The following is a 19,414-nucleotide window of genomic DNA, read 5'->3' as shown; positions in this document are numbered from 1 at the left end:
TGTATTTTAGTATTTTAGCCGGCAAAATCAGAAGAAATATGCAAGAAGTGAAATGGGGGATGATTGGGTGTGGCGATGTGACAGAGGTGAAAAGCGGACCTGCTTTTAATAAAGTTCCCAACTCATCGTTAGTGGCAGTGATGCGCAGAGATGGCGCAAAAGCTGCAGATTATGCGTTCAGACATGGTGTGCCAAAATGGTATACTGATGCGGAAGAACTGATCAATGACCCTGAGGTGAATGCCATTTATATTGCAACGCCTCCTGCTCAGCATGAGGACTATTGCAGGCTTGCCCTTGCAGCTGGAAAACCGGTATATGTAGAAAAACCAATGACTTTAAATGCAGAATCCGGTTTGAGGATGGAAGCGGATTCGGTTTTGTACGATACAAAACTTACTGTTGCCCATTACCGGCGTGCACAACCCATGTTCCTGAAAATCAAAGCTCTTCTTGAGCAAGGCGTAATCGGGGAAGTCCGCTTTGCCACTTTGCAGATGTTACAGCCTCAGGAGTCGGACATCATTGCGAATTCCGCTACGAACTGGCGACTGGATCCGGCCATTTCCGGAGGTGGTTTATTTCATGACCTGGCACCCCATCAACTGGATTTGATGGTTTATTTCTTTGGGGCCTTCAGCCAGTCTGCAGGCTTATCTTTAAATCAAACGGGAAAAACCAGGGTAGATGACCTGGTTACCGGACACATTCAGTTTAAAAATGGGGTGGTCTTTACCGGGACCTGGTGTTTTTCAGTTGCTGAACAAGATAAAACTGATATATGTGAAATCATTGGCTCCAGGGGAAAGATCAGTTTCCCTGTCTTCGGGAACAAAGTGGTGGTGAAAAGAGAAGGAAAAGAGGAAGTGTTTGTTTTTGACCCACTGGAACATGTGCAACAACCCATGATCGAAAAAGTAACGGCTTATTTCCTTGGTCAGGCAGAGAATCCATGTTCAGCAGCCCAGGCCATATTGTCAATGGAACTGATGGATAGCTTCACCAGGCCAGCAGAGATATGCCAATAAGGATGATCAGGGCGGCAATAATTCTTCGTTTGCTGTCTTTTTCTTTCAAAAGATTGGCCCCGAAAAATACGGCAAAGACAATGCTGAGTTCCCTTAATGGAGCAACATAACTAAGAGGCATTCTTTTCATGGCAATCAATATCAGCAAATAGGACAGTGGTTGAAAAATAGCCACTGCAAGGCCTTGTTTCCAATGCGTTTTCAGTTCCAGCAGTACTTCATCAGCTTTTCTGATGGGCAGGGGAAGCAAAATGATCAGTGGAAGCGCAATCGATGAAAAAGTAATGAAAATGGCAGAAACCTGGTGCTCTACCACTGCAAACCTGTCCCATAAAGTGTAACTGGAGATTAAAAATCCGGTTAACAGGCCGTAGTTTATACCCGCTAACATCCTGCTGTCTTTCTTTAGTTTCAATCCCGTCATCAATATGACACCACATACGATCAAAATGGCCCCTGTAATGGCCATTATACCTGGTCTCTCCTGAAAAATAAGTATAGCACCTATTATGGTAAATATTGGGCCTGCACCCCTGGCAATTGGATATACGACAGAAAGATCAGCCTTACGGTAACCCAATTGGAGGGCGATAAAATAAAAGAGATGTAGCACTGCGCTTATTCCCGAAAAAAGAAATAAACTCCCTGTGTATTGAATTGGTGTATGGATTAATTGATAGATCAGTACAGGAAGATAAATGATGGCTGAAAAAAGAGAGATCAACCAGAAAAAGGCCAGTTTACCATTGACCTGTTTGGTAATGAGGTTCCAGACTGCATGTAATATTGCCGCTGCAATCACTAACATTAAGGCAGAAGTACTCATTCCGGTTCTTTTGGTTTCTTATCAAAAATAAGAAAAATGTTGAGATAAGAATCAGTACAGAATCCTCCGGTATTCCTCTGTTTATCGTAATTAAAGCTATTCAGATAAACTAATCAGGTTTTTCTACACCATCTTTTCCATTTTTAAATTCTTTGATTCCTTTCCCTAAACCGCCCATTAGTTCCGGAATCTTCTTTCCTCCAAACAGTAATAAAACGGCTAGTAGAATAAGGACAATTTCTTGTGTGCCAATCGCGGCAAGCAGGGGAGTATGCAACATCATTTACGTTGGTTTTTAATTTTTGGGAGTAATAGGTTCTTTTGTTGGAGCGACAGATTCCTTTGTTTCCGTACGTACGGGTTCATCATCTGCGTTTACCACATTGATGTTCCTGTGAATCTCGCGCTTCACACCTTCCGAAGCGTCTTTGAAATCCCTGATTCCTTTCCCCAGTCCGCGGGCAAGTTCAGGTAGCTTTTTACCCCCAAACAACAAAAGGACAACCGCGAGGATGAGCAAGATTTCACCACCACCCATATTTAGAAATTCAAGTAAGATCATATTCGTTTCATTAGTGTAAGAACAAAACTACTTGCAGGAGATTAAAGCCGGATTAAAACGGGATTAAAATTTAATATGGGCATATGGTGATGATAGCTTGTAGAGGTATTCCGCGATGAAAGCATCGCAGCATGAAAGTTATTGTCCTTGATGTTTTAAATAATTTTAGTAATTTTCGATATGAATAAATTAGGTCTCCTTTGTGCAGCCATGGTCTTAAGTTTGGCGGGCTGTAAAAACAAATCTTCAGAAACAATGAGCGATTCAAAAGAAATTGCAAGCCTTTTCGATTCCTATTGGGAAAAGAATTCCAAACTGTTCCCATTGGATGCGACTTCACAAGGAGACAACCGTTATAACGATCAATTGCCCAACGATGGCACTAAAGCATTCCGTGATACACTGAAAAACTTCTATCAGGATTACCTGAATCAGGTGGAGAAATTTGATAGAGAAGCACTGAACGACAATGATAAACTGAGCTATGATGTGTTCAAATATGATCTTCAGATGAAACTGAAAGGTCTCGAATTGAACACCTGGATGATTCCTGCACAACAGTTCTTCTCCTTGCCCTTAACGATGGGGCAGCTAGGCTCAGGCGCAGGAAACCAGCCCTTTAAAACACTAAAAGATTATGAAAACTGGTTGGGCCGTGTGAAAGGGTTTACGGTGTGGACGGATACTGCCATTGCCAATTTCAGACATGGAATGGCTGCAGGTATGGTCTTGCCCAAACCTCTGGTAGAAAAGATGATCCCGCAAATGGATGCGATGGTTGTGACCGATGCGCAGAAAAGCTTGTTCTACGATCCGATCAAAAACCTGCCGAAAGAGATCTCAGCAGCCGATAAAGCAAAAATTACTGCCTTGTATCAGCAGGCCATCTTAAAAGAACTGGTTCCTTCTTATCAGAAACTAAGTACTTTCCTTAAAACGGAGTACCTGCCTAAATCCAGGTCTACTTCAGGAATTTCTTCGGTGCCTGCAGGAAAGGAAATCTATGATTACAGTGTGAAGTACTGGACCACGACGAATAAAACTCCGGAAGAGATTTACCAGACCGGACTGGCTGAAGTAAAAAGGATCCGTACAGAAATGGACAGCGTTAAAAATAAGGTGGGTTTTAAAGGCGATCTGAATGCTTTTTTCACTTACCTGAAAACAGATCCTAAATTTACGCCTTACAAAACACCAAAAGAAGTGATTGCGGCTTTCAATGCCATTCATGATAAGATGAAGCCTCAGCTTCAGAAGCTATTCCATAAAGTTCCGAAGACTCCTTTTGAAGTCAGACAGACAGAGGCTTTCCGTGCCGCTTCTGCAAGTGCGGAATACAATCCGGGATCTCCTGATGGATCAAGACCGGGAGTTTTTTACATTCCTATTCTGGACGCTAAGAAATTTAACATCACTTCAGGAATGGAATCCTTGTTCCTTCACGAAGCCATCCCTGGTCATCATTATCAGATCTCTTTACAGCAGGAAAGTAAAGACATGCCTAAATTCAGACGTTTTGCATGGTATGGAGCAATGGGAGAGGGGTATGCCTTATATTCCGAATCATTAGGTAAAGAACTGGGTTTATACACCGATCCTTATCAATACATGGGCGCATTGGGTGATGAAATGCACCGCGCCATCCGTTTGGTGGTAGACGTGGCCATTCATACAAAGAATATGAGCCGTGAAGAGGCGATCAAATACATGATGAGCAATGAGGCAATAGCTGAAGATGCTGCAACGGCAGAAGTAGAGCGTTATATGGCTTTACCAGGACAGGCACTATCTTATAAAATCGGTGCTTTAAAGATCCGGGAGCTGCGTGCGAAGTATGAAAAACAATTGGGCGCTAAGTTTAAGATTGTGGATTTCCATGATGAGATTTTAAAGGATGGCGTAATGCCTCTTGATGTTTTGGAACAAAAAATGGACGCATGGGCGAAGCGGGTAAATGAAGGAAAATAATTTAGTATTCTCCTGTATCATTGGGTTTGTTGCAGCTGCCCTGATTTATTTTTTGAGGGTTTGGTGTTTTGAATTGATCACCACGAATAACGGATGGCGTTATTATGCCCTGGTATATGCGATTAGCCTGGCAATTGCAATTTATCTTCACATCAGATATAAAGGACCGAAACGCTTTAAGGACCACTTGATGCTTCTGGTGTATGCAGGGCTATTGTCTTTCTTTCTATATTACACCAGCAAGAATGTGCAAATGTTGTTTTATGGGGCTGTTGGGGAATCGAAAACAACAGTGCTAAAAATCGATAGTTTAGCAGCACACCGGATCAAAAAGACAATAGAGGGCGGTCTGGTCTTCGTGACCTATGAAAATCAACCTTTAAAATTTGAATGTTCAGGAAGCACTTATTTTGCATTGAAGGATAAACGCCAGATTAAGGTAGATATTGGCCGGGCCGGGGCAGATAATTTTTATGTCAGCAAGATCTATTGGGAGAACTGGGAGAAATGGAGAGCAAGGGGAAATTACTGGACATACAGACTTGACTTCCTGAAGTATATTCTAGGTTTTATTTTGGTCGTGGTCATAGCCGGTTGGCTTGCTCATCGGTTCAATATCAAATGGGAAGCTCCGAAGAAACCTTTACTGGACTTTGCAAAATCTCCATTCAAAGTGATGCTCCTGGTATTTGGAATTATGATGTCCATCGCGCTAATCGCTTATGTTTGTCTGTTTTTATACATGCACTTTAAATACGGTTACCCTAAAAACCATTGACTTTCACCGTCTTTTCCTAAAATCTAAAATAATATTTTATTTTTTTAGAGATAATTCTTATCATTGAAAAAAAGAACCTCTTTTATGAATCAGATTTTAAACAGGCAGACCACAGAGCCTGTAATTGCGTAACAAAGCCTGCTCTTTACAGGCAATGACTTAACCTTCGGTTAAGCAGTTATTCTATTGTTTTAAAATCAAGAAAGTCCAATGTTTTTTATAGAGTCTAAACGGTTGAAATTGATCCCGTTAAATCACCAGTTACTACGTTTATGTCAGGTTAGCAGACCTGCAATGGAAACTTCACTGGGAATAAATATATCCGCTATGCAAGTTGATCCTGCTTATCAGGTAGAACTTCATGACGCCCTTGTTAACTTCTGGCTGCCAAAAACTAAAGCGTATCCAAAGAAATACCAATGGTATACCAATTGGGAGATTGTCGATAAAGCCGCCAATATTGCCATTGGTGGAATCGGCTTTGTTGGCCATGCGAATGAAGATGGAATTGTAGAAATGGGCTATATGATCGACCAGCAGCAACAAAGAAACGGCTATGCCACAGAAGCGATCCAGGCTATGGTAGACTGGGCGTTCCAGGACAAAGCTGTTGAAGCAGTCATTGCACAAACTGCTCCGGCAAACTTTCCTTCGCAAAAAGTGTTGCTTAAGAATGGGTTTGTACAAATCGCAGGAAGAGAAGAATTACTTGCCTTCAAAAAGAAACGCAGGTAATTTCTTTAATAGCGGTCATAATTGAGATTAACATCATATTTTTACTACTTTAGGAAATGCTTGAAGCGATATTCAGTTGGGTGTTTGAAACCTGGTATAATGCTTTTTTGGCATTATTCATCTTCTTCAATTTGCTGTATTGGTCCGTAACCGGGGCCGGGATTTTGGTATTCCGGTATCTGGTACGCAGGAGGGGCTTAACGAAAGTCGCGAACCACCACCTGTATGCCGGTCAGGTCACAAAGGAGATCTGGCAAAGCATGCGCTCCATTCTGGTATTCAGCCTGCAGGGGATTATGATTCAGCAGGGGCTTGAACAGGGCTGGTTCCGGATCAGTTATGAGCTCAACTGGTGGGTATTCCCACAGATCATTGTATTGTTCTTTTGGAATGAACTGCACTTTTATGCGGTTCATGCGCTGCTTCATACCAGGTTTATGATGAGACATATCCATAAAGTGCACCACCATTCAAAAGAACCCACCGTCTATTCTACTTTTAGTTTTCACTGGATAGAGGCTTTCCTGCTGGGCACAGTAATCGTATTTCCTTTGCTGGTATTTCCCTTTCAGGCACTGGCAATTTTATCCTTGCCGGTGATGAGCCTGATCATCAACCTGCTGGGGCATTGCAATTATGACTTTTTTAGCGGACATGCACCTGAACATATCTTGAAATTTTCCTACCGCCACAGCATGCATCATAAGAAAGGAAAAGGTAACCTGGGCTTTTTATTGCCCTGGCTGGACAAAATTTTCAACACTTCTGTAAAAAATATTTCATGAACAAAGTATACATCACCTCCACGGGAAGCTTCCTGCCCAATGAGCCGGTAAGCAATGAAGAGATGGAAGATTTTCTGGGAAAGATCGACAATGTACCTTCCCGTACCAAGGATATTTTTCTGCGGAAAAATGGCATTAAAAACCGCCATTATGCATTAGATGGCAACCAAAAAACCACCCATAAAGCCTATGAAATGGCCGGATTGGCCATAAAGGACTGCCTGGAGCGCAGCCATCTGGATGCCACAAAGGTAGAGATGCTGAGTGCAGCAACTACCCAAAGTGACTTGCCTGTACCTGGTTTTGCAAGTATGGTGCATGGGGAAACTGAAATTGGCAGATGTGGACTGGCTTCCCACCAAAGTGTCTGTGCGGCAGGAATGATGGCCATTCAGAACGCTTACCTTCAGGTAAAATCTGAAACCGTAAAAAATGCGGTTTGTTGTGCCGCGGAGCTCCCCAGCAGAATGTTCAAATCCAAACGCTTTGAAGGACAGGATGCCTTTAAGGTAGAAGGGGCAGCATTGCCATTGGAAACGGATTTCCTGCGCTGGATGCTGAGCGATGGCGCAGGGGCGATGCTGTTAGAGGACACACCTGGTAATGGGCTGGCACTGGAGATAGAATGGGTAGACCTGAAATCTTATGCCCATGCCTATGAAGTCTGTATGTACACCGGGACGAATAAAGAAAGTGAAGGCAGTGTATCAAAGACCTGGCTGGATTATGATACCATCAGCGAAGCGAATTTCGCAGGTGCGCTGAACCTGAAACAGGACATGCAACAGGTAGACAACATTGTGAAACTGGGTATTCAGCGTTTCTTTGAACTCATCGATGAAGGACGGTTTAAACCGGAAGACATTGACCGTCTGGTTTGTCATTATTCTTCTCATCATTTTAAACCACAGATTGTAGCGCTCCTGAAAAACGGAGGGGTAGAGATTCCCGCAGAAAAATGGTTCAGTAATTTATATACCGTAGGAAATATTGGCTCAGCCTCTATTTTCGTCATGCTGGATGAGCTGATGAAAAGCGCTGAACTGAAAGCCGGACAAAAGATCCTCTGCATGGTGCCGGAAAGTGGTCGTTTTGTGACGGGCTTTATGATGCTGACTGTTCGTGAAGGCCTGGCAGCGGGTGCTTCTGGTTATACAGAACAGATTGCAGAGATCAAACCACCGGAGATCCGTGTACAGGACAAACCGGTACAGGAATGGCTGGTGCGTCAGCTCACAGGGGTCTGGTTTGATTTTGAGCGTGGATTACAGCAGGTGCCCGTGGTTAAAAAGATCTTTAAAGGCACGCTTACTCTGGAAGAATACAAACGCCTGCTGGTGAACCTTCGTCAACAGGTGATTGACGGTTCTCAATGGATTGCCCGAGCAGCTTCAAATGTAAGCATGGAATATTTCCCGGTAAGGTCTGCCTTTATCAGGCATTCTTCTGATGAACACCGGGATTACCAGATTCTGGAAAAGAATTATATCAATTGTGGTGGAAAAGAAGAAGAGATCCTGACCGGAATCAAAAATATCGGCAGTGAAGCCCTGAGTGCTTTTATGTTTCACAGGGCAAGTCAGCCGAACCCTTTTGACTTGCTGGGCGGCATGTTCATCATCGAAGGACTGGGAAACAGGGTCTCCGGGAAATGGGGCAGGGCGATTCAGCAACAGCTGAATCTGGACAAAGACCAGGTTTCTTTTTTCATTTACCATGAATCAAGTGACAGCAACGACAATCATTTTGAGCGTTTCGAACAAGCCATACAATCGGAACTACTGACCCAACAAATGGCCGAGAAAATTGTTAAAACAGCAAAAGTGGTGGCTAAATTGTATACCATGCAACTGGAAGAACTGGATAACTTTTAATACAGACAGCTATGCTACATAAAAGAGAGTATTACGAAAAGATGGTGAATGAACCCCGGAATCCAAGTCATTGGCATGCCTTATACCTGGATAAAAGTGTTCCTTTTAATCCGGATGCAAAAGCCGCTTTTCTCTATGATTCTTCCAGCAAAAGCCGGCAGTTTCTATATCCGGTAGCAAAGGTATTTGCAAGGCTTTCTATCGTCTTGATGCAGCTGTTTAAGATCATCATTCCCAACTTGATCAATGCGCCGAAACTGCTTCATAAATGCCTTTATCTGGGCATGAAGTATTTCATTACGCCGGAAGCAAACTTTGTCATCCTGCGCCATTTTTATCTGGGTTCTGAAGTCCTGCGCTTCATCAAAGATAATGTGGATGGGGCTCAGGATATTCCGATGAACCCTTTGAAGCCCTTATCTGTAAATGAGGTAAAAGACAACCTTTTTCTGGAACATGACCTGAACCTTTACAACTTTATCATCAACCTGAATGTGTCCATTGCAGAAAAAGGACTTCAGATCGTGAAAAAAGAAAATCCGGATTTTACCGCGATCTCAGAAGGAGAGATTCCATTTGAAAACTTCAGAGATGGCTGGACCAATTTTATAGACCTGGGCACAGCAATAGAACTTTTCACTCCGGTATATCAGTTTTACCTGACTGATAATGACTTTTGGAGGGCCACCAATTCCCTGCAGCTGGATGAAGTGATCGGCATTTATGCCAGCACAATTATGGATTGCCCCGAAAAGCTGACTGCCTTAAACAATAAACATCCGATGATTCCATTGCCTACCGCAGGTGCAGCTTTCCGGTTGTTGCTCCATGGCTTTTCTACAGAAGTACTGCATGCGATGCTGGTTCAGGGGAAATTAGCTCAAAAGAATGAAAATTAGTATCGGCAAAATTCAAGGAAAGGAAACTTAGCCAATCGATTAAACGCATTTTACGAGATTGAGTAATGAATGCAAATTGTCAATCCTCTCTCGTAATACTGGAGCACTAAATAATCAAATGCGTTGTGATAGTTGCGATTCTTTGATATTATCTGTAACTAAGAAAATAAAAATAGTAAACTGGATTAGTACTTCCACCTGTTTTTGCACGCTAGGCAGAAACCCTTATTTGGTTTCTGGCTGTAAATTTTTATAAGACTAGATGTGATCAAAATCAACGGCCAAAGGGTGAAGAAAAGCGATAAAGTTGAAAATTTATATATACAGAAGCTAAGGGCAATGACAAAAATAATTGATGAAACCATAATTTCTTTAATGAAAAATGATTTTGTTAGAGATCTAGTGTTATTGCTGTTGCAATTTGGGCATGTCACTTTTTCGGTCATGAGAGGTTAAAAATTAAGCTGTAAAAATACATTTAAAATAGTTTCTTATTATTTGTCTTATCAGCAATCAGTTTTATGGGAATTAAACTCCGTTTTTTATGCCTATGCTCATGAAGAATTTTCTGAGAAGTTCATATTTCTGCGTGCAGGGATCACCTATGTTAAGTTTAGTGTTGCTGGATTCAAATTTCTGACATTCAAAGCAGACCGTGATGTATTCGAAGATCTTCCCCTTATCATTATAGAATAAAATTGAGTTTCTTGGATTAAAGCAAGCTCCGAATTCTTCAGTATGAAGGGCTTCTGTCTTAAGGTAAATGGTATTAAAAATCAACTGAGTTAAGGAGTCTGTTTGTGCAGATCCCAATTGAATAAACTCCAATATGGAGGTCGTATCTAATAGGCCATCCTTAATATGCAATCGTTGTTTTATGATGTCCTCGGGATTTATAATTTGCCCCGGAGTAAACCTATAAGAGACTGCGGCTATTTTTATTGCCTTCGAAAAGGGATAACGTTTCAATCTTTGCTCAGGACTATATTTGTTAACTACAATACAGCCATCGTTTTCAATTTTATACTCCTTTTCCATCTTCTCAAGAAGAGCTGTTTTTTTTCTTTTTACGGAATGTTGCTTTTTAAGAACAGGCTTGGTTAAAACGTTCTGCCCACTTGAGATTCCTGTACTCAGCAAAAAAACGATGATCAGAGGGAGTGTTAATTTCATAGATCAATATATCAAATTCATAGCTCATTATTAAATAATTCAGACTTCTGAAAAAAGGTCTAACAGAAATAAAAATACTTGTTCATTTTTCGGTTGTCCGGCATTCTTAGTTGCCGTTCCTTTGTATCAAAGAAATTGGTATGAATAATTACAATAAGTTTAAACAACTCCACCATCAGGAGCAAGCATTATTACTAGGGAATGTCTGGAATGTAAATACGGCACAATTATTTGAGGAAAAAGGGTATCAGGCCGTTGCAACATCAAGTTCGGCCATTGCGCAGTCTTTAGGATATGATGATGGGGAACAGCTGTCTTTTGGCGAAATGCTTTATATAGTGGGCAGGATCATTAAAAGCATCAGTATTCCCTTAACGGTAGATCTGGAATCGGGCTACGGAGAAAATTCCATCGCAATTGTAGAAAACATTAAATACCTGCATGAACTGGGTGTTGCAGGGATAAACCTGGAAGATTCCGACATCAGTAATCCCGGGAAACTGATTTCTGCCGAACAGTTTTCTGAGAAAGTAGCGCTGATCAAAGCAGGTTTGTCAAAAGAAAATATCGATATTTTTATGAACATACGGACAGATGCCTTTCTTTTGAATAAGGAAAATGCGCTGGAAGAAACACTCGGCAGGATAAAGACTTATGTGAACTCCGGTGCTGATGGCATTTTTGTTCCTGGTATACAACAGGAAGAGGACATCAGAACGGTGGTAACCGCAAGCCCTGTTCCGGTGAATGTGATGTGTTTGCCTGAACTGTCCTCATTTGAGAAACTAAGTGCACTGGGGGTGAAAAGACTGAGCATGGGAGGTTTTATGTACCGATACCTCGACAACCAATTTGCGATCGCTATAGACCGTATAAAAGAAGAAGGATCGTTTAGTCCTTTATTTTAAAAACAATCAATATGGAACTGAATCTTGAAGAAACCTATTATAAAGCCATTCTGGCAAAAGACAGCGCTTATGAAGGAACATTCATTACGGCGGTAAAAACGACGGGTATTTTTTGTCGGCCTACCTGTAGGGCAAGAAAACCCAAAAGAGAAAATGTTGAGTTTTTTAAAACGACAAAAGAAGCCATTTTAAGTGGATACCGGCCTTGTAAGGTTTGCAATCCTTTGGAACATCTGGATGAAACACCAGAGGCTATTAAAGCCATTCTGGCTGAGCTGGCCTCGGATCCTTCTACCAAATTTAAAGACTGGGATTTACTTCAGAGGGGAATTCAACCCAGTCAGATGCGCAGGTGGTTTCTCAAAAACCACGGCATGACTTTTCAGGCATACCAAAGGGCGTTCCGGATCAATTCAGCCTTTAAGAAAATACAAAACGGAGAACCGGTTACCATGGTGGCTTTTGATGCTGGATTTGAATCACTCAGCGGTTTCGGAGATTCCTTTAAAGCCATCTTTGGGAGCTCTCCAAAGCATAGTAAAGACAAGGGGGTCATAGACCTGACCAGGCTGGAAACGCCACTTGGGACCATGTTTGCCTGTGCAACAGCAGAAGGAATCTGTTTGTTAGAGTTTTCGGACAGGAAAATGCTGGAAACAGAACTAAAGGCAATCGCAAAATACCTGAATGCAACAATCCTACAAGGGGAGAATCCGCATTTTGATACCCTTCGGGTACAACTGGCCGAGTATTTTGAGGGTAGGAGGACCAGTTTTACAGTGCCCATACATAGTCCCGGTACAGATTTTCAGCAGGCGGTCTGGGAAAAGCTTCAGGAAATTCCTTATGGTGAAACTTCCACTTATCTCCGGCAGGCAACAAGGTTAAACCGTATGGAGGCAGTCAGGGCAGTTGGAAACGCAAATGGGATGAACAGGATTTCCATCATCATTCCTTGTCATAGGGTGGTTGGTACAGATGGTCATTTAACAGGTTATGGCGGCGGATTGTGGCGCAAGAAATGGTTGCTGGACCATGAACAGGAACACCGTTGACCGAAAATTTTTGAACTTCACCGAAAAAGTGATACTTTGGCTGCTTTTATGACAAGTTCATTATTAATTTAACCTGCTATCCCCCTCAAACCAAACAACAATGAAAAGAGCGCTACTATGTCTCATTCCTATTTTTTTCGTAATTATTAATTCTTCTAAGGCTCAAAAGCAAAAAAACGATCATCAGGTAGACACCGAATTTTTTATACCGATTGAGAAATCAAACCTTTACACACGTGTTATTGGTAATTCAGAAAAACCTATAATTATCGTATTACACGGAGGGCCCGGCGCTTTTTCAGTAGACCATGAATTTTTCAGAGACGTCTTTGAAAAAGATTATTTAGTCGTTTACTTTGACCAAAGAGGAGGAGGGAAATCTGATGAATGCAAAGACAAATCAATGCTTACAACAGATCAATTTGTTAAAGATCTGGATGATGTTGTAGCTTATATAAAAGATAAATATCCAAACAAAAAAATAAACCTTTTAGGCACCTCCTGGGGTGGAACATACGGCTTTTTGTATTTGATAAAACATCAGGAAAAGATCAATTCATTTATAAGCAGTTCTGGATTTGCAGATAGTCCGCAAAGAAACTTCGCTTTAATACAGCACGAACGTAAACTGGCCAGCGAACTTCTGAAAAATACGAATGACACTATCAAGAAAAAGAGATATGAAGCGATTCTGACAAAATTAAGCGAGATTGAAAAAAATGGATTTAAAGATTTCTTTAAGGATATGAACGTTTTAAGATTTGAATTTCCAAAAGATTTAGGCTTTGACGTTTATTGGGCTCAGCCGGAATTGGAAGCAAAAAAGGCAAAACTACTTAAAGACCCGGCTTTTTATGCCCGGATAAAATACACTCCTGAAATTCTCGAAAAGGCAATTGCAAAGCTTGAATACATAAACGAAGTTTTTATGAACACCGAGTCTTACAATAATTTGAACATAACAGATGAAATTGCTGTAATTAAAAAGCCTGTATTGGTTCTTCAGGGTGAGTTTGATTATGCCATTGGAGTGGAGCAAGGCAAGACGATTTTTAATGCGCTTAAAAATATACCAAAGAAAGATAAAGAATTACTATACATAAAAAACGCCTCGCATAATGTACCATTTGAAGCACCGGAAATATACAATAGTGCAATGAAGGCTTTTTTTAAAAAACATAACTAAGTAAACTGCAATTGGCTTAAAAGCGGGAACACTCCGCAATTTTAAGGCTATAACAGCGCACAGTCCTGCCAGGATTGTGCGCTGTTTATTTTTAAAAGCCAGGTCAGTTTTAAAAGACATAAGACCATCTTTAATCCCAACGGTTTTTGCTGGAAAGGGCATAAGTTCCTCCTCCGGTAAAAAACAATGCCAATGGTATAAAGGTATAGATGACCAACAGTTCAACGGCCCAACCGCCAAAAGGGTTTAAAGAGAAGATCAGATGGGATTGTGCAATCAATAGGGCTACCAGGCAGTTAAAAGCCATTACCAAAGCTGCTATTCTTGTCCTGAAGCCCAGCATAATGGCCAATGGGGCGATCAGTTCACCAACATACACACCTGAAGCGAAAAAAGTAGGAAGGCCCTCAGCTGCAAGCATCTGTTCGATAAAACCCACGCCGTTTTTCAATTTGGTCAATCCATAAATCAACATGCAAAGGCCCGTAGTTAGTCTGATGATTAGTAATCCTGTGTTTGTGTTTGTTTTCATTTTATTATTTATTTAATTGTTGTTTTGATGAATAGTCCATAGTTCTGGAGTGTTTTTGTGGAGTTATGCCATTGGTCCAGGTTTGCGGCCAAACCGAATTGAAGACCTGCGGTCTTTAATCCGGCACGGATTTGCTGGAAACCTCTGTCGTAAGTGTTGTTGATGTTGGCGGCGATTTGCGCCCTGATCACCATATGGAGCTTTTCCCTGATTTCCGGCAGGTATTCTAAGATTAATGACTGCTCCAGGGTAAAGCCCCGCTGGTAAGTTGCACCCCCGGTATAGCTTAAAGAAAAGCTTTGTTGTTTGTATTGGAATTGCAAGGCGAGCATACCAAAGGAACCTGGATTTTTCATTCCAAGCCCTGCAACCAGGGACAGGTTCTTTTTTACCGCGTAACTGAAGGTATTGCGGATAAAGTAAATGTTGTTTCTTTTACTCCCATATTCTGTATCGTAGAGGAGCACATTGGCCAGACGCATTGTTCCCTCCTCAAATGCATGTGTAACTACATGCTGATAAGACATCGCCCGATGGCCGAATACCTTTTCAGGTGTATATGATGTTTGTGATCTGGCGGATAATGCAGCCAGAAAAAACAGGGGCAGGACCGTGGTGATTTTATTCATTTGCAGTGTTTTTGATAACTGCTGCAAACCTATTGCTCCCCCGGAACAGAAAAGTTAAGATACCTTAAGAAAGGATTTACCTTGGCGCGTTCTTACGGATGTTACTGAGAAATTCGGGAGTGATCCCCAGGTAGGAGGCAATCATATACTGTGGTACCCTTTGTTCGATATCCCTGTATTTATTCCGGAAATCTACGTAACGATCATAAGCCGTAAGGCTCATGTTGTCCAGCATTCTTTCCTGTAAGGTTACATAGGCCGACTGGATCTTGAGCCTGAAAAACCGCTCTATTCCGGGAACTTCCCCGATAAGAATTTCGAGGTCGTCTTTATGGATCTGTAATATTGTGCTTTCCTCAATTGCCTGAAGAAACTGATTGGAAGGGCTGCCGGTGAGGTAACTGTAAAGGTCGTTGACCCACCAGTTCTCTATGCCAAACTGTAAAGTGTGCTCCTGACTATTTTCGTCCATATAATAGCTCCGCAAACAGCCGGAAGCAATAAAACGCATGTGTTTGGATACTTCCCCTGCGCCCAGTAAAAAGCCTTTCTTTTTGACCTTCTTCTCTTTGAATTTATTCCCGATGAGCGCTAATTGTTCCACATTGAGATCAATGGTGGATTGCAGGTGTTCGAAAAGGATATTAAAAGGATTCATGCGGAGACAGGGGAGTTTTATTTTCTGTACAAAGGTAGTAAAACACCTCGGAAACACCTTTAAACCTGCCCTGAGGAGGTTGTGTTTTTATAAATGACACCGATTGAGTGTATTAAGTTAATTTGTTAGTGTTTTGTGGTAAAAATATTTATTTTTGGGTATTAATTAAATTTTAACTAGAACTTTTCTTAATTTTTCGCTCTCATGAATACTATATTGGAACAACACACAATGTTTAGAATCTTGGAAATGGCCGATTTAGCCGTTGGTGATAAATTGGTTAATTTAGGGGAGATACTTGAAATAGAAGCGTCTGATTATAACTACTCACTTGTAATCGCGAGGATGGGGCAACGGCAGGTATGGACCTTTGATAAGGAAATGTCACTATACGTAGAATAGCGACATTTTTAATGAACCTTCTTTCTGATCAGAAAGAAGGTCAGGAATGTTAAAGAAACAAGTATGAGGTAGCTGATTCCAAGGCTAACTTGTCCTTCAGAAGGAATGCTATATACGATGCCATAGCTTAAAACTGAAGTAATAGCGTAAATCGAACCTCCCGTAACGCCACTGGCAATACCCGCATTTTTAGGGAATAAGCTTAAACAATAAGAGAAGTAGTTGTTAAAGACAAAGCCTGCAATGAAGTGGATCACAAAAGCAAAGGCCATTAAGGTATACAAATCGGAATAAATCCCCGGACTAAGGATCATTAAAATGGTGATGATCAGCTGAGTCACAATCGCGATCATCATCTTTTTGAAAAAAGGACGGTTGATCATCGCCTTGCCCAGGAAACCACCCAGTAACAAGGCAATCCCCAGAATTAACGCACAGTATCCTGTAGTAATTGCCGACTGGTTAAAAACATGTTCTATGATGAATGGGCCACTCATTCCGTAAACCATAAATACAGAGTTTGCCAGCCCCAGGACAATCAATCCCAGACTAAAACTGCTCGTTTTCAGCATTGATCCATAGATTTTAATAATGGATTTGAAATGAAAGGTTTGAAACACCTTTAAAGATTCGCCACCAAAGAGGAGTTCCAGAATCACAATGATCAGGGCAAAACCACCCAACAGATAAAAATTAGATTCCCAGCCGAACGAGGTTTGAAGATAGCCGCCAAAGAAAGGGGCAATGATCGGGGCTGCAGACCAGACAATAGAAAACAAGCTGGTATAGTGTTTTAATTTCTCTCCGGAAAAGATGTCGACAAAATAGGCCCTTTTCCCCACTACGATGATCGCCACGGTAATGCCATGAACAATTCTCATCAGATAGATCAGGTAGACGCTGTGCGAACGGGCAATGGTAAAGCTGGCGATGCTAAACAACAACAATGCGGCGATCGTTAGCCGGTACCGCCCAAAGCTGTCCAGTAAGCTGCCTACAAAAAGTTGGGAAATGCCATAGCTGATCAGGAAAAATACAATCGTAAGTTGTACTTCTGCGTTGCTGGCTTGCAAATGATGCGCCATTGCCGGTAAAGATGGAAGGTAAATGTCTGTGGCCAGTCCCGAAAGCGGGATGAGGATAAATGCCAGTAAAGTGCCTATGCCGTCGTGTTCTTTCTCTATGATTCTCATGCTGGCACAAAGTTAAATCCATTCCCAATAACAACATATCAGAAAACAAAGAAATGATTACGAAAATCAAAGAATTGAAAATGCTAATTGTAATTCTTGAACACCGCGGGGCTGAGGCCGGTGTTTTTTTTGAAATAATTGTTGAAATGTGCCGGGTAATCAAAACCAAGGCAATAGCCGATCTCGGCAACATCCCAGTCGGTATGTTTCAATAAACTTTTAGCTTCAGCCACAATCCTGTTGCTGATCATTTGTGTAGTGGTCTTTCCGGTATGAGATTTTACCACGTAGTTGAGGTGGTTGACATGAATGTTTAAATGGCTGGCAAACTCAGAGGCGCTCTTCAGCTTTAAAGGGTTTTCCGGTGAGTCTACAGGGAACTGACGTTCGAGTAAGTCCAGAAACATGGGAATGATCCGGTCTGAAGCACCTTGCTGCGGTACCATATTCATAGCCGATTGCAGTTTCATTCCCTCGTGGATGATCAGTTTCAAAATACTCCTGATGACTTCAAATTTATACTCATAATCACTCTTAAGCTCGTTCATCAGTTGAGAGAAATAGGTGTTGACTCTTTCATATTCGGCTTTGTTCAGGAAATAAAAAGGTTCCATAGCCGGGTTGAACAGGGGGCAGGTTCTTTCCAGTCCCATTTTCAGATCCGGGGAAACAAAAGAGTCATTAAACAGGCAATAATAGCCATCCTGTTTTCTTGAAACTGATTCCCAGGAATAAGGAACTGTAGGGTTGGAAAAGATCAATGCCGGACGGTCGATCTCAATGATCCGGTCTGCCACATGGAGTTTGCCCTTCCCTTTGGTCAGGCAGATCTTGTAATGGTCCCTTCGGTTATATGGCGTGATTTTTCCGGAATAACTGCGCTCTTTCACATTAAAATGACTGGTTTTTCCTGCCGTATTCAGCAAGTCGGAGGGGATCATCTGGTTCGTTCTTTTGTAGAACTGATCAATTGTCTCAATAGTATTCATCATCAGCGGATTGAATATTTCAAAGAACAAAGATAATTTATTTGTCGCGTATAACCCCTTTTATTGTCGCATTTGCACACCTGATGTTTTCAGCTCCCGACCTAAATTTGTATGATACCTTCAAAATACCCTTATGGCTACAAATATGTTCGTTAACCTTCCGGTCAGGAATCTGGATAAGTCCATTTCATTTTTCACAAAGCTGGGTTTCAGGTTCAACAACAGTTTTACCGACGATAAAGCCACCTGTATGGTTATTGCCGGGAATATATTTGTCATGCTGCTGGTAAAAGAATACTTTCAGACTTTCATCAGCAAAGAGATTGCCGATGCAAAACACAGCACTGAGGTCATCATTACTTTATCTGTCGAGAGCAAGGAGCGGGTAGATGAGATGGTTAGCCGGGCAGTACAGGCAGGGGCAACCACTCCAAACGACAAACAAGACCATGGCTGGATGTATGGTCATGGCTTTCAGGACCTGGATGGTCATTTGTGGGCAGTCATGCATATAGACGAAAGCAGCCTGCAGCAAACGGACTAAATTGTTACACACTTCCAAATCAATTGCTTCTATTTTATATTAACTTAACCGTGTAATTTTCACCAATCAATCGGTTAGTCGTGTTAAAGCCTGTACGCAATGAATCTGATCTGTTAAATAAGGTAGCTCTGGGCGATGAAAAAGCCTTTGAGGAATTATTTATGGCCTATCATCAGCAATTGGGGGAATACGTCCTGATGCTGACCCAATCACAGGAAATGACAGAGGAAATTGTACAGGATGTTTTCCTGAAAGTCTGGTTAAACAGATCCGGAATAAAGAACATTGATAAGTTTACCGGTTACCTCTTTATCCTCACCCGGAATTACTGTTTAAATGCAATCAGGAAAATCGCCACTGAACATAAACGTCAGGAGCGTTATTATCAGCAGGCAGAAGAAGAAGAACAGCTGGAATCTGCGGGAATGCAGGAGGAACAGGATTTTCAGTCGCTCATCGATCAGGCGATCGCACAACTTCCTCCACAACAACAAAAGGTGTTTACCTGCAGGCTAAAAGGGCTCAAAAATCCTGAAATTGCGGCACAGATGAACATCTCTACAGATTCCGTCAAAAAATACCAGCAATGGGCACTTAAATCAGTGATCGGGTATGTAAAAAGCTGTGAAATTTTGTCTGCTTTATTGATTCTGATCTCTCAACTGGAAAAATATTAGAAAAAAAATCATT

21 protein-coding genes are annotated in these 19,414 nt (G+C 41.6%); 12 read left to right on the top strand and 9 right to left on the bottom strand.

Going from position 1 to position 19,414, the window contains the following annotated elements:
• Positions 1-38 precede the first annotated feature (38 nt).
• Positions 39-1,028, top strand: a complete 990-nt coding sequence (locus BUC20_RS05375; protein ID WP_073228354.1) for a Gfo/Idh/MocA family protein — start codon at positions 39-41, stop codon at positions 1,026-1,028.
• On the opposite strand, the gene BUC20_RS05370 is transcribed toward BUC20_RS05375, so the two are convergent.
• The 3 genes from BUC20_RS05370 to tatA (BUC20_RS34150) form a co-directional block, all read right to left on the bottom strand.
• Complete coding sequence (locus BUC20_RS05370) at positions 1,000-1,854, bottom strand: DMT family transporter (RefSeq protein ID WP_073228351.1); 855 nt, start codon at positions 1,852-1,854, stop codon at positions 1,000-1,002. The two genes, BUC20_RS05375 and BUC20_RS05370, sit on opposite strands and share 29 nt — an antisense overlap.
• A gap of 109 nt (positions 1,855-1,963) precedes the next feature.
• The gene (gene tatA / locus BUC20_RS05365) at positions 1,964-2,134 is read right to left on the bottom strand and encodes a twin-arginine translocase TatA/TatE family subunit (protein WP_073228348.1); all 171 of its coding nucleotides are present in this window, start codon (positions 2,132-2,134) and stop codon (positions 1,964-1,966) included.
• Between the two features lie 15 nt (positions 2,135-2,149).
• Positions 2,150-2,416 (bottom strand): twin-arginine translocase TatA/TatE family subunit, encoded by a 267-nt coding sequence (gene tatA, locus BUC20_RS34150; protein ID WP_073228345.1) that lies wholly within the window; start codon positions 2,414-2,416, stop codon positions 2,150-2,152.
• A gap of 180 nt (positions 2,417-2,596) precedes the next feature.
• Between tatA (BUC20_RS34150) and BUC20_RS05355 the strand changes: the two genes are divergently transcribed.
• The 6 genes from BUC20_RS05355 to BUC20_RS05330 all read left to right on the top strand — a co-directional run bounded on the left by BUC20_RS05355 (position 2,597) and on the right by BUC20_RS05330 (position 9,455).
• A complete protein-coding gene (locus BUC20_RS05355; RefSeq protein WP_073228343.1) occupies positions 2,597-4,384 on the top strand; it encodes a DUF885 domain-containing protein in 1,788 nt (595 codons plus the stop codon).
• Complete coding sequence (locus BUC20_RS05350) at positions 4,371-5,162, top strand: hypothetical protein (RefSeq protein WP_073228340.1); 792 nt, start codon at positions 4,371-4,373, stop codon at positions 5,160-5,162. The genes BUC20_RS05355 and BUC20_RS05350 overlap by 14 nt, the downstream gene beginning before the upstream one ends.
• A gap of 294 nt (positions 5,163-5,456) precedes the next feature.
• On the top strand, positions 5,457-5,897 hold the full coding sequence (locus tag BUC20_RS05345) for a GNAT family N-acetyltransferase (protein ID WP_073228336.1): 441 nt from the start codon (positions 5,457-5,459) through the stop codon (positions 5,895-5,897).
• A 56-nt stretch (positions 5,898-5,953) separates the two neighbouring features.
• Positions 5,954-6,682, top strand: a complete 729-nt coding sequence (locus tag BUC20_RS05340) for a sterol desaturase family protein (protein WP_073228334.1) — start codon at positions 5,954-5,956, stop codon at positions 6,680-6,682.
• Positions 6,679-8,556: a beta-ketoacyl-ACP synthase III gene (locus tag BUC20_RS05335; protein ID WP_073228331.1), complete on the top strand. Its 1,878-nt coding sequence runs from the start codon at positions 6,679-6,681 to the stop codon at positions 8,554-8,556. Before BUC20_RS05340 ends, BUC20_RS05335 begins: the two co-directional genes overlap by 4 nt.
• 11 nt (positions 8,557-8,567) lie before the next feature.
• The gene (locus BUC20_RS05330) at positions 8,568-9,455 is read left to right on the top strand and encodes a DUF6999 family protein (protein WP_073228328.1); all 888 of its coding nucleotides are present in this window, start codon (positions 8,568-8,570) and stop codon (positions 9,453-9,455) included.
• Between the two features lie 528 nt (positions 9,456-9,983).
• Here BUC20_RS05330 and BUC20_RS05320 read toward each other — a convergent pair.
• Positions 9,984-10,628, bottom strand: coding sequence for a hypothetical protein (locus BUC20_RS05320; protein ID WP_073228322.1), 645 nt, complete (start codon positions 10,626-10,628; stop codon positions 9,984-9,986).
• A gap of 140 nt (positions 10,629-10,768) precedes the next feature.
• Between BUC20_RS05320 and BUC20_RS05315 the strand changes: the two genes are divergently transcribed.
• From BUC20_RS05315 to BUC20_RS05305, 3 genes are all read left to right on the top strand, one after another.
• Positions 10,769-11,536 carry an isocitrate lyase/PEP mutase family protein gene (locus tag BUC20_RS05315; RefSeq protein ID WP_073228319.1) on the top strand — a complete coding sequence of 256 codons (768 nt, stop codon included), beginning with the start codon at positions 10,769-10,771 and terminating at the stop codon, positions 11,534-11,536.
• A gap of 11 nt (positions 11,537-11,547) precedes the next feature.
• Positions 11,548-12,591 (top strand): bifunctional transcriptional activator/DNA repair enzyme AdaA, encoded by a 1,044-nt coding sequence (locus BUC20_RS05310; protein ID WP_073228316.1) that lies wholly within the window; start codon positions 11,548-11,550, stop codon positions 12,589-12,591.
• Between the two features lie 100 nt (positions 12,592-12,691).
• The gene (locus tag BUC20_RS05305; RefSeq protein WP_073228313.1) at positions 12,692-13,777 is read left to right on the top strand and encodes an alpha/beta hydrolase; all 1,086 of its coding nucleotides are present in this window, start codon (positions 12,692-12,694) and stop codon (positions 13,775-13,777) included.
• A gap of 130 nt (positions 13,778-13,907) precedes the next feature.
• On the opposite strand, the gene BUC20_RS05300 is transcribed toward BUC20_RS05305, so the two are convergent.
• The 5 genes from BUC20_RS05300 to BUC20_RS05275 all read right to left on the bottom strand — a co-directional run bounded on the left by BUC20_RS05300 (position 13,908) and on the right by BUC20_RS05275 (position 18,183).
• Positions 13,908-14,309 carry a DoxX family protein gene (locus BUC20_RS05300; RefSeq protein WP_073228310.1) on the bottom strand — a complete coding sequence of 134 codons (402 nt, stop codon included), beginning with the start codon at positions 14,307-14,309 and terminating at the stop codon, positions 13,908-13,910.
• Positions 14,310-14,317: 8 nt separating this feature from the next.
• Positions 14,318-14,938: a hypothetical protein gene (locus tag BUC20_RS05295; protein ID WP_073228307.1), complete on the bottom strand. Its 621-nt coding sequence runs from the start codon at positions 14,936-14,938 to the stop codon at positions 14,318-14,320.
• A gap of 76 nt (positions 14,939-15,014) precedes the next feature.
• Positions 15,015-15,596: a Crp/Fnr family transcriptional regulator gene (locus BUC20_RS05290; protein ID WP_073228304.1), complete on the bottom strand. Its 582-nt coding sequence runs from the start codon at positions 15,594-15,596 to the stop codon at positions 15,015-15,017.
• 410 nt (positions 15,597-16,006) lie between these two features.
• The gene (locus tag BUC20_RS05280; RefSeq protein WP_073228299.1) at positions 16,007-17,191 is read right to left on the bottom strand and encodes an MFS transporter; all 1,185 of its coding nucleotides are present in this window, start codon (positions 17,189-17,191) and stop codon (positions 16,007-16,009) included.
• A gap of 83 nt (positions 17,192-17,274) precedes the next feature.
• A complete protein-coding gene (locus tag BUC20_RS05275; RefSeq protein ID WP_200800884.1) occupies positions 17,275-18,183 on the bottom strand; it encodes an AraC family transcriptional regulator in 909 nt (302 codons plus the stop codon).
• A gap of 130 nt (positions 18,184-18,313) precedes the next feature.
• Between BUC20_RS05275 and BUC20_RS05270 the strand changes: the two genes are divergently transcribed.
• Complete coding sequence (locus tag BUC20_RS05270; protein WP_073228293.1) at positions 18,314-18,724, top strand: VOC family protein; 411 nt, start codon at positions 18,314-18,316, stop codon at positions 18,722-18,724.
• Positions 18,725-18,804: 80 nt separating this feature from the next.
• Complete coding sequence (locus tag BUC20_RS05265; RefSeq protein WP_159441056.1) at positions 18,805-19,401, top strand: RNA polymerase sigma-70 factor; 597 nt, start codon at positions 18,805-18,807, stop codon at positions 19,399-19,401.
• Positions 19,402-19,414 lie beyond the last annotated feature (13 nt).

The organism is Pedobacter caeni, assembly GCF_900129215.1.
GTDB lineage: Bacteria > Bacteroidota > Bacteroidia > Sphingobacteriales > Sphingobacteriaceae > Pedobacter > Pedobacter caeni.
The sequence above is the reverse complement of the archived record's forward strand: the minus strand, read 5'-3'. Positions and strand labels throughout refer to the sequence as shown.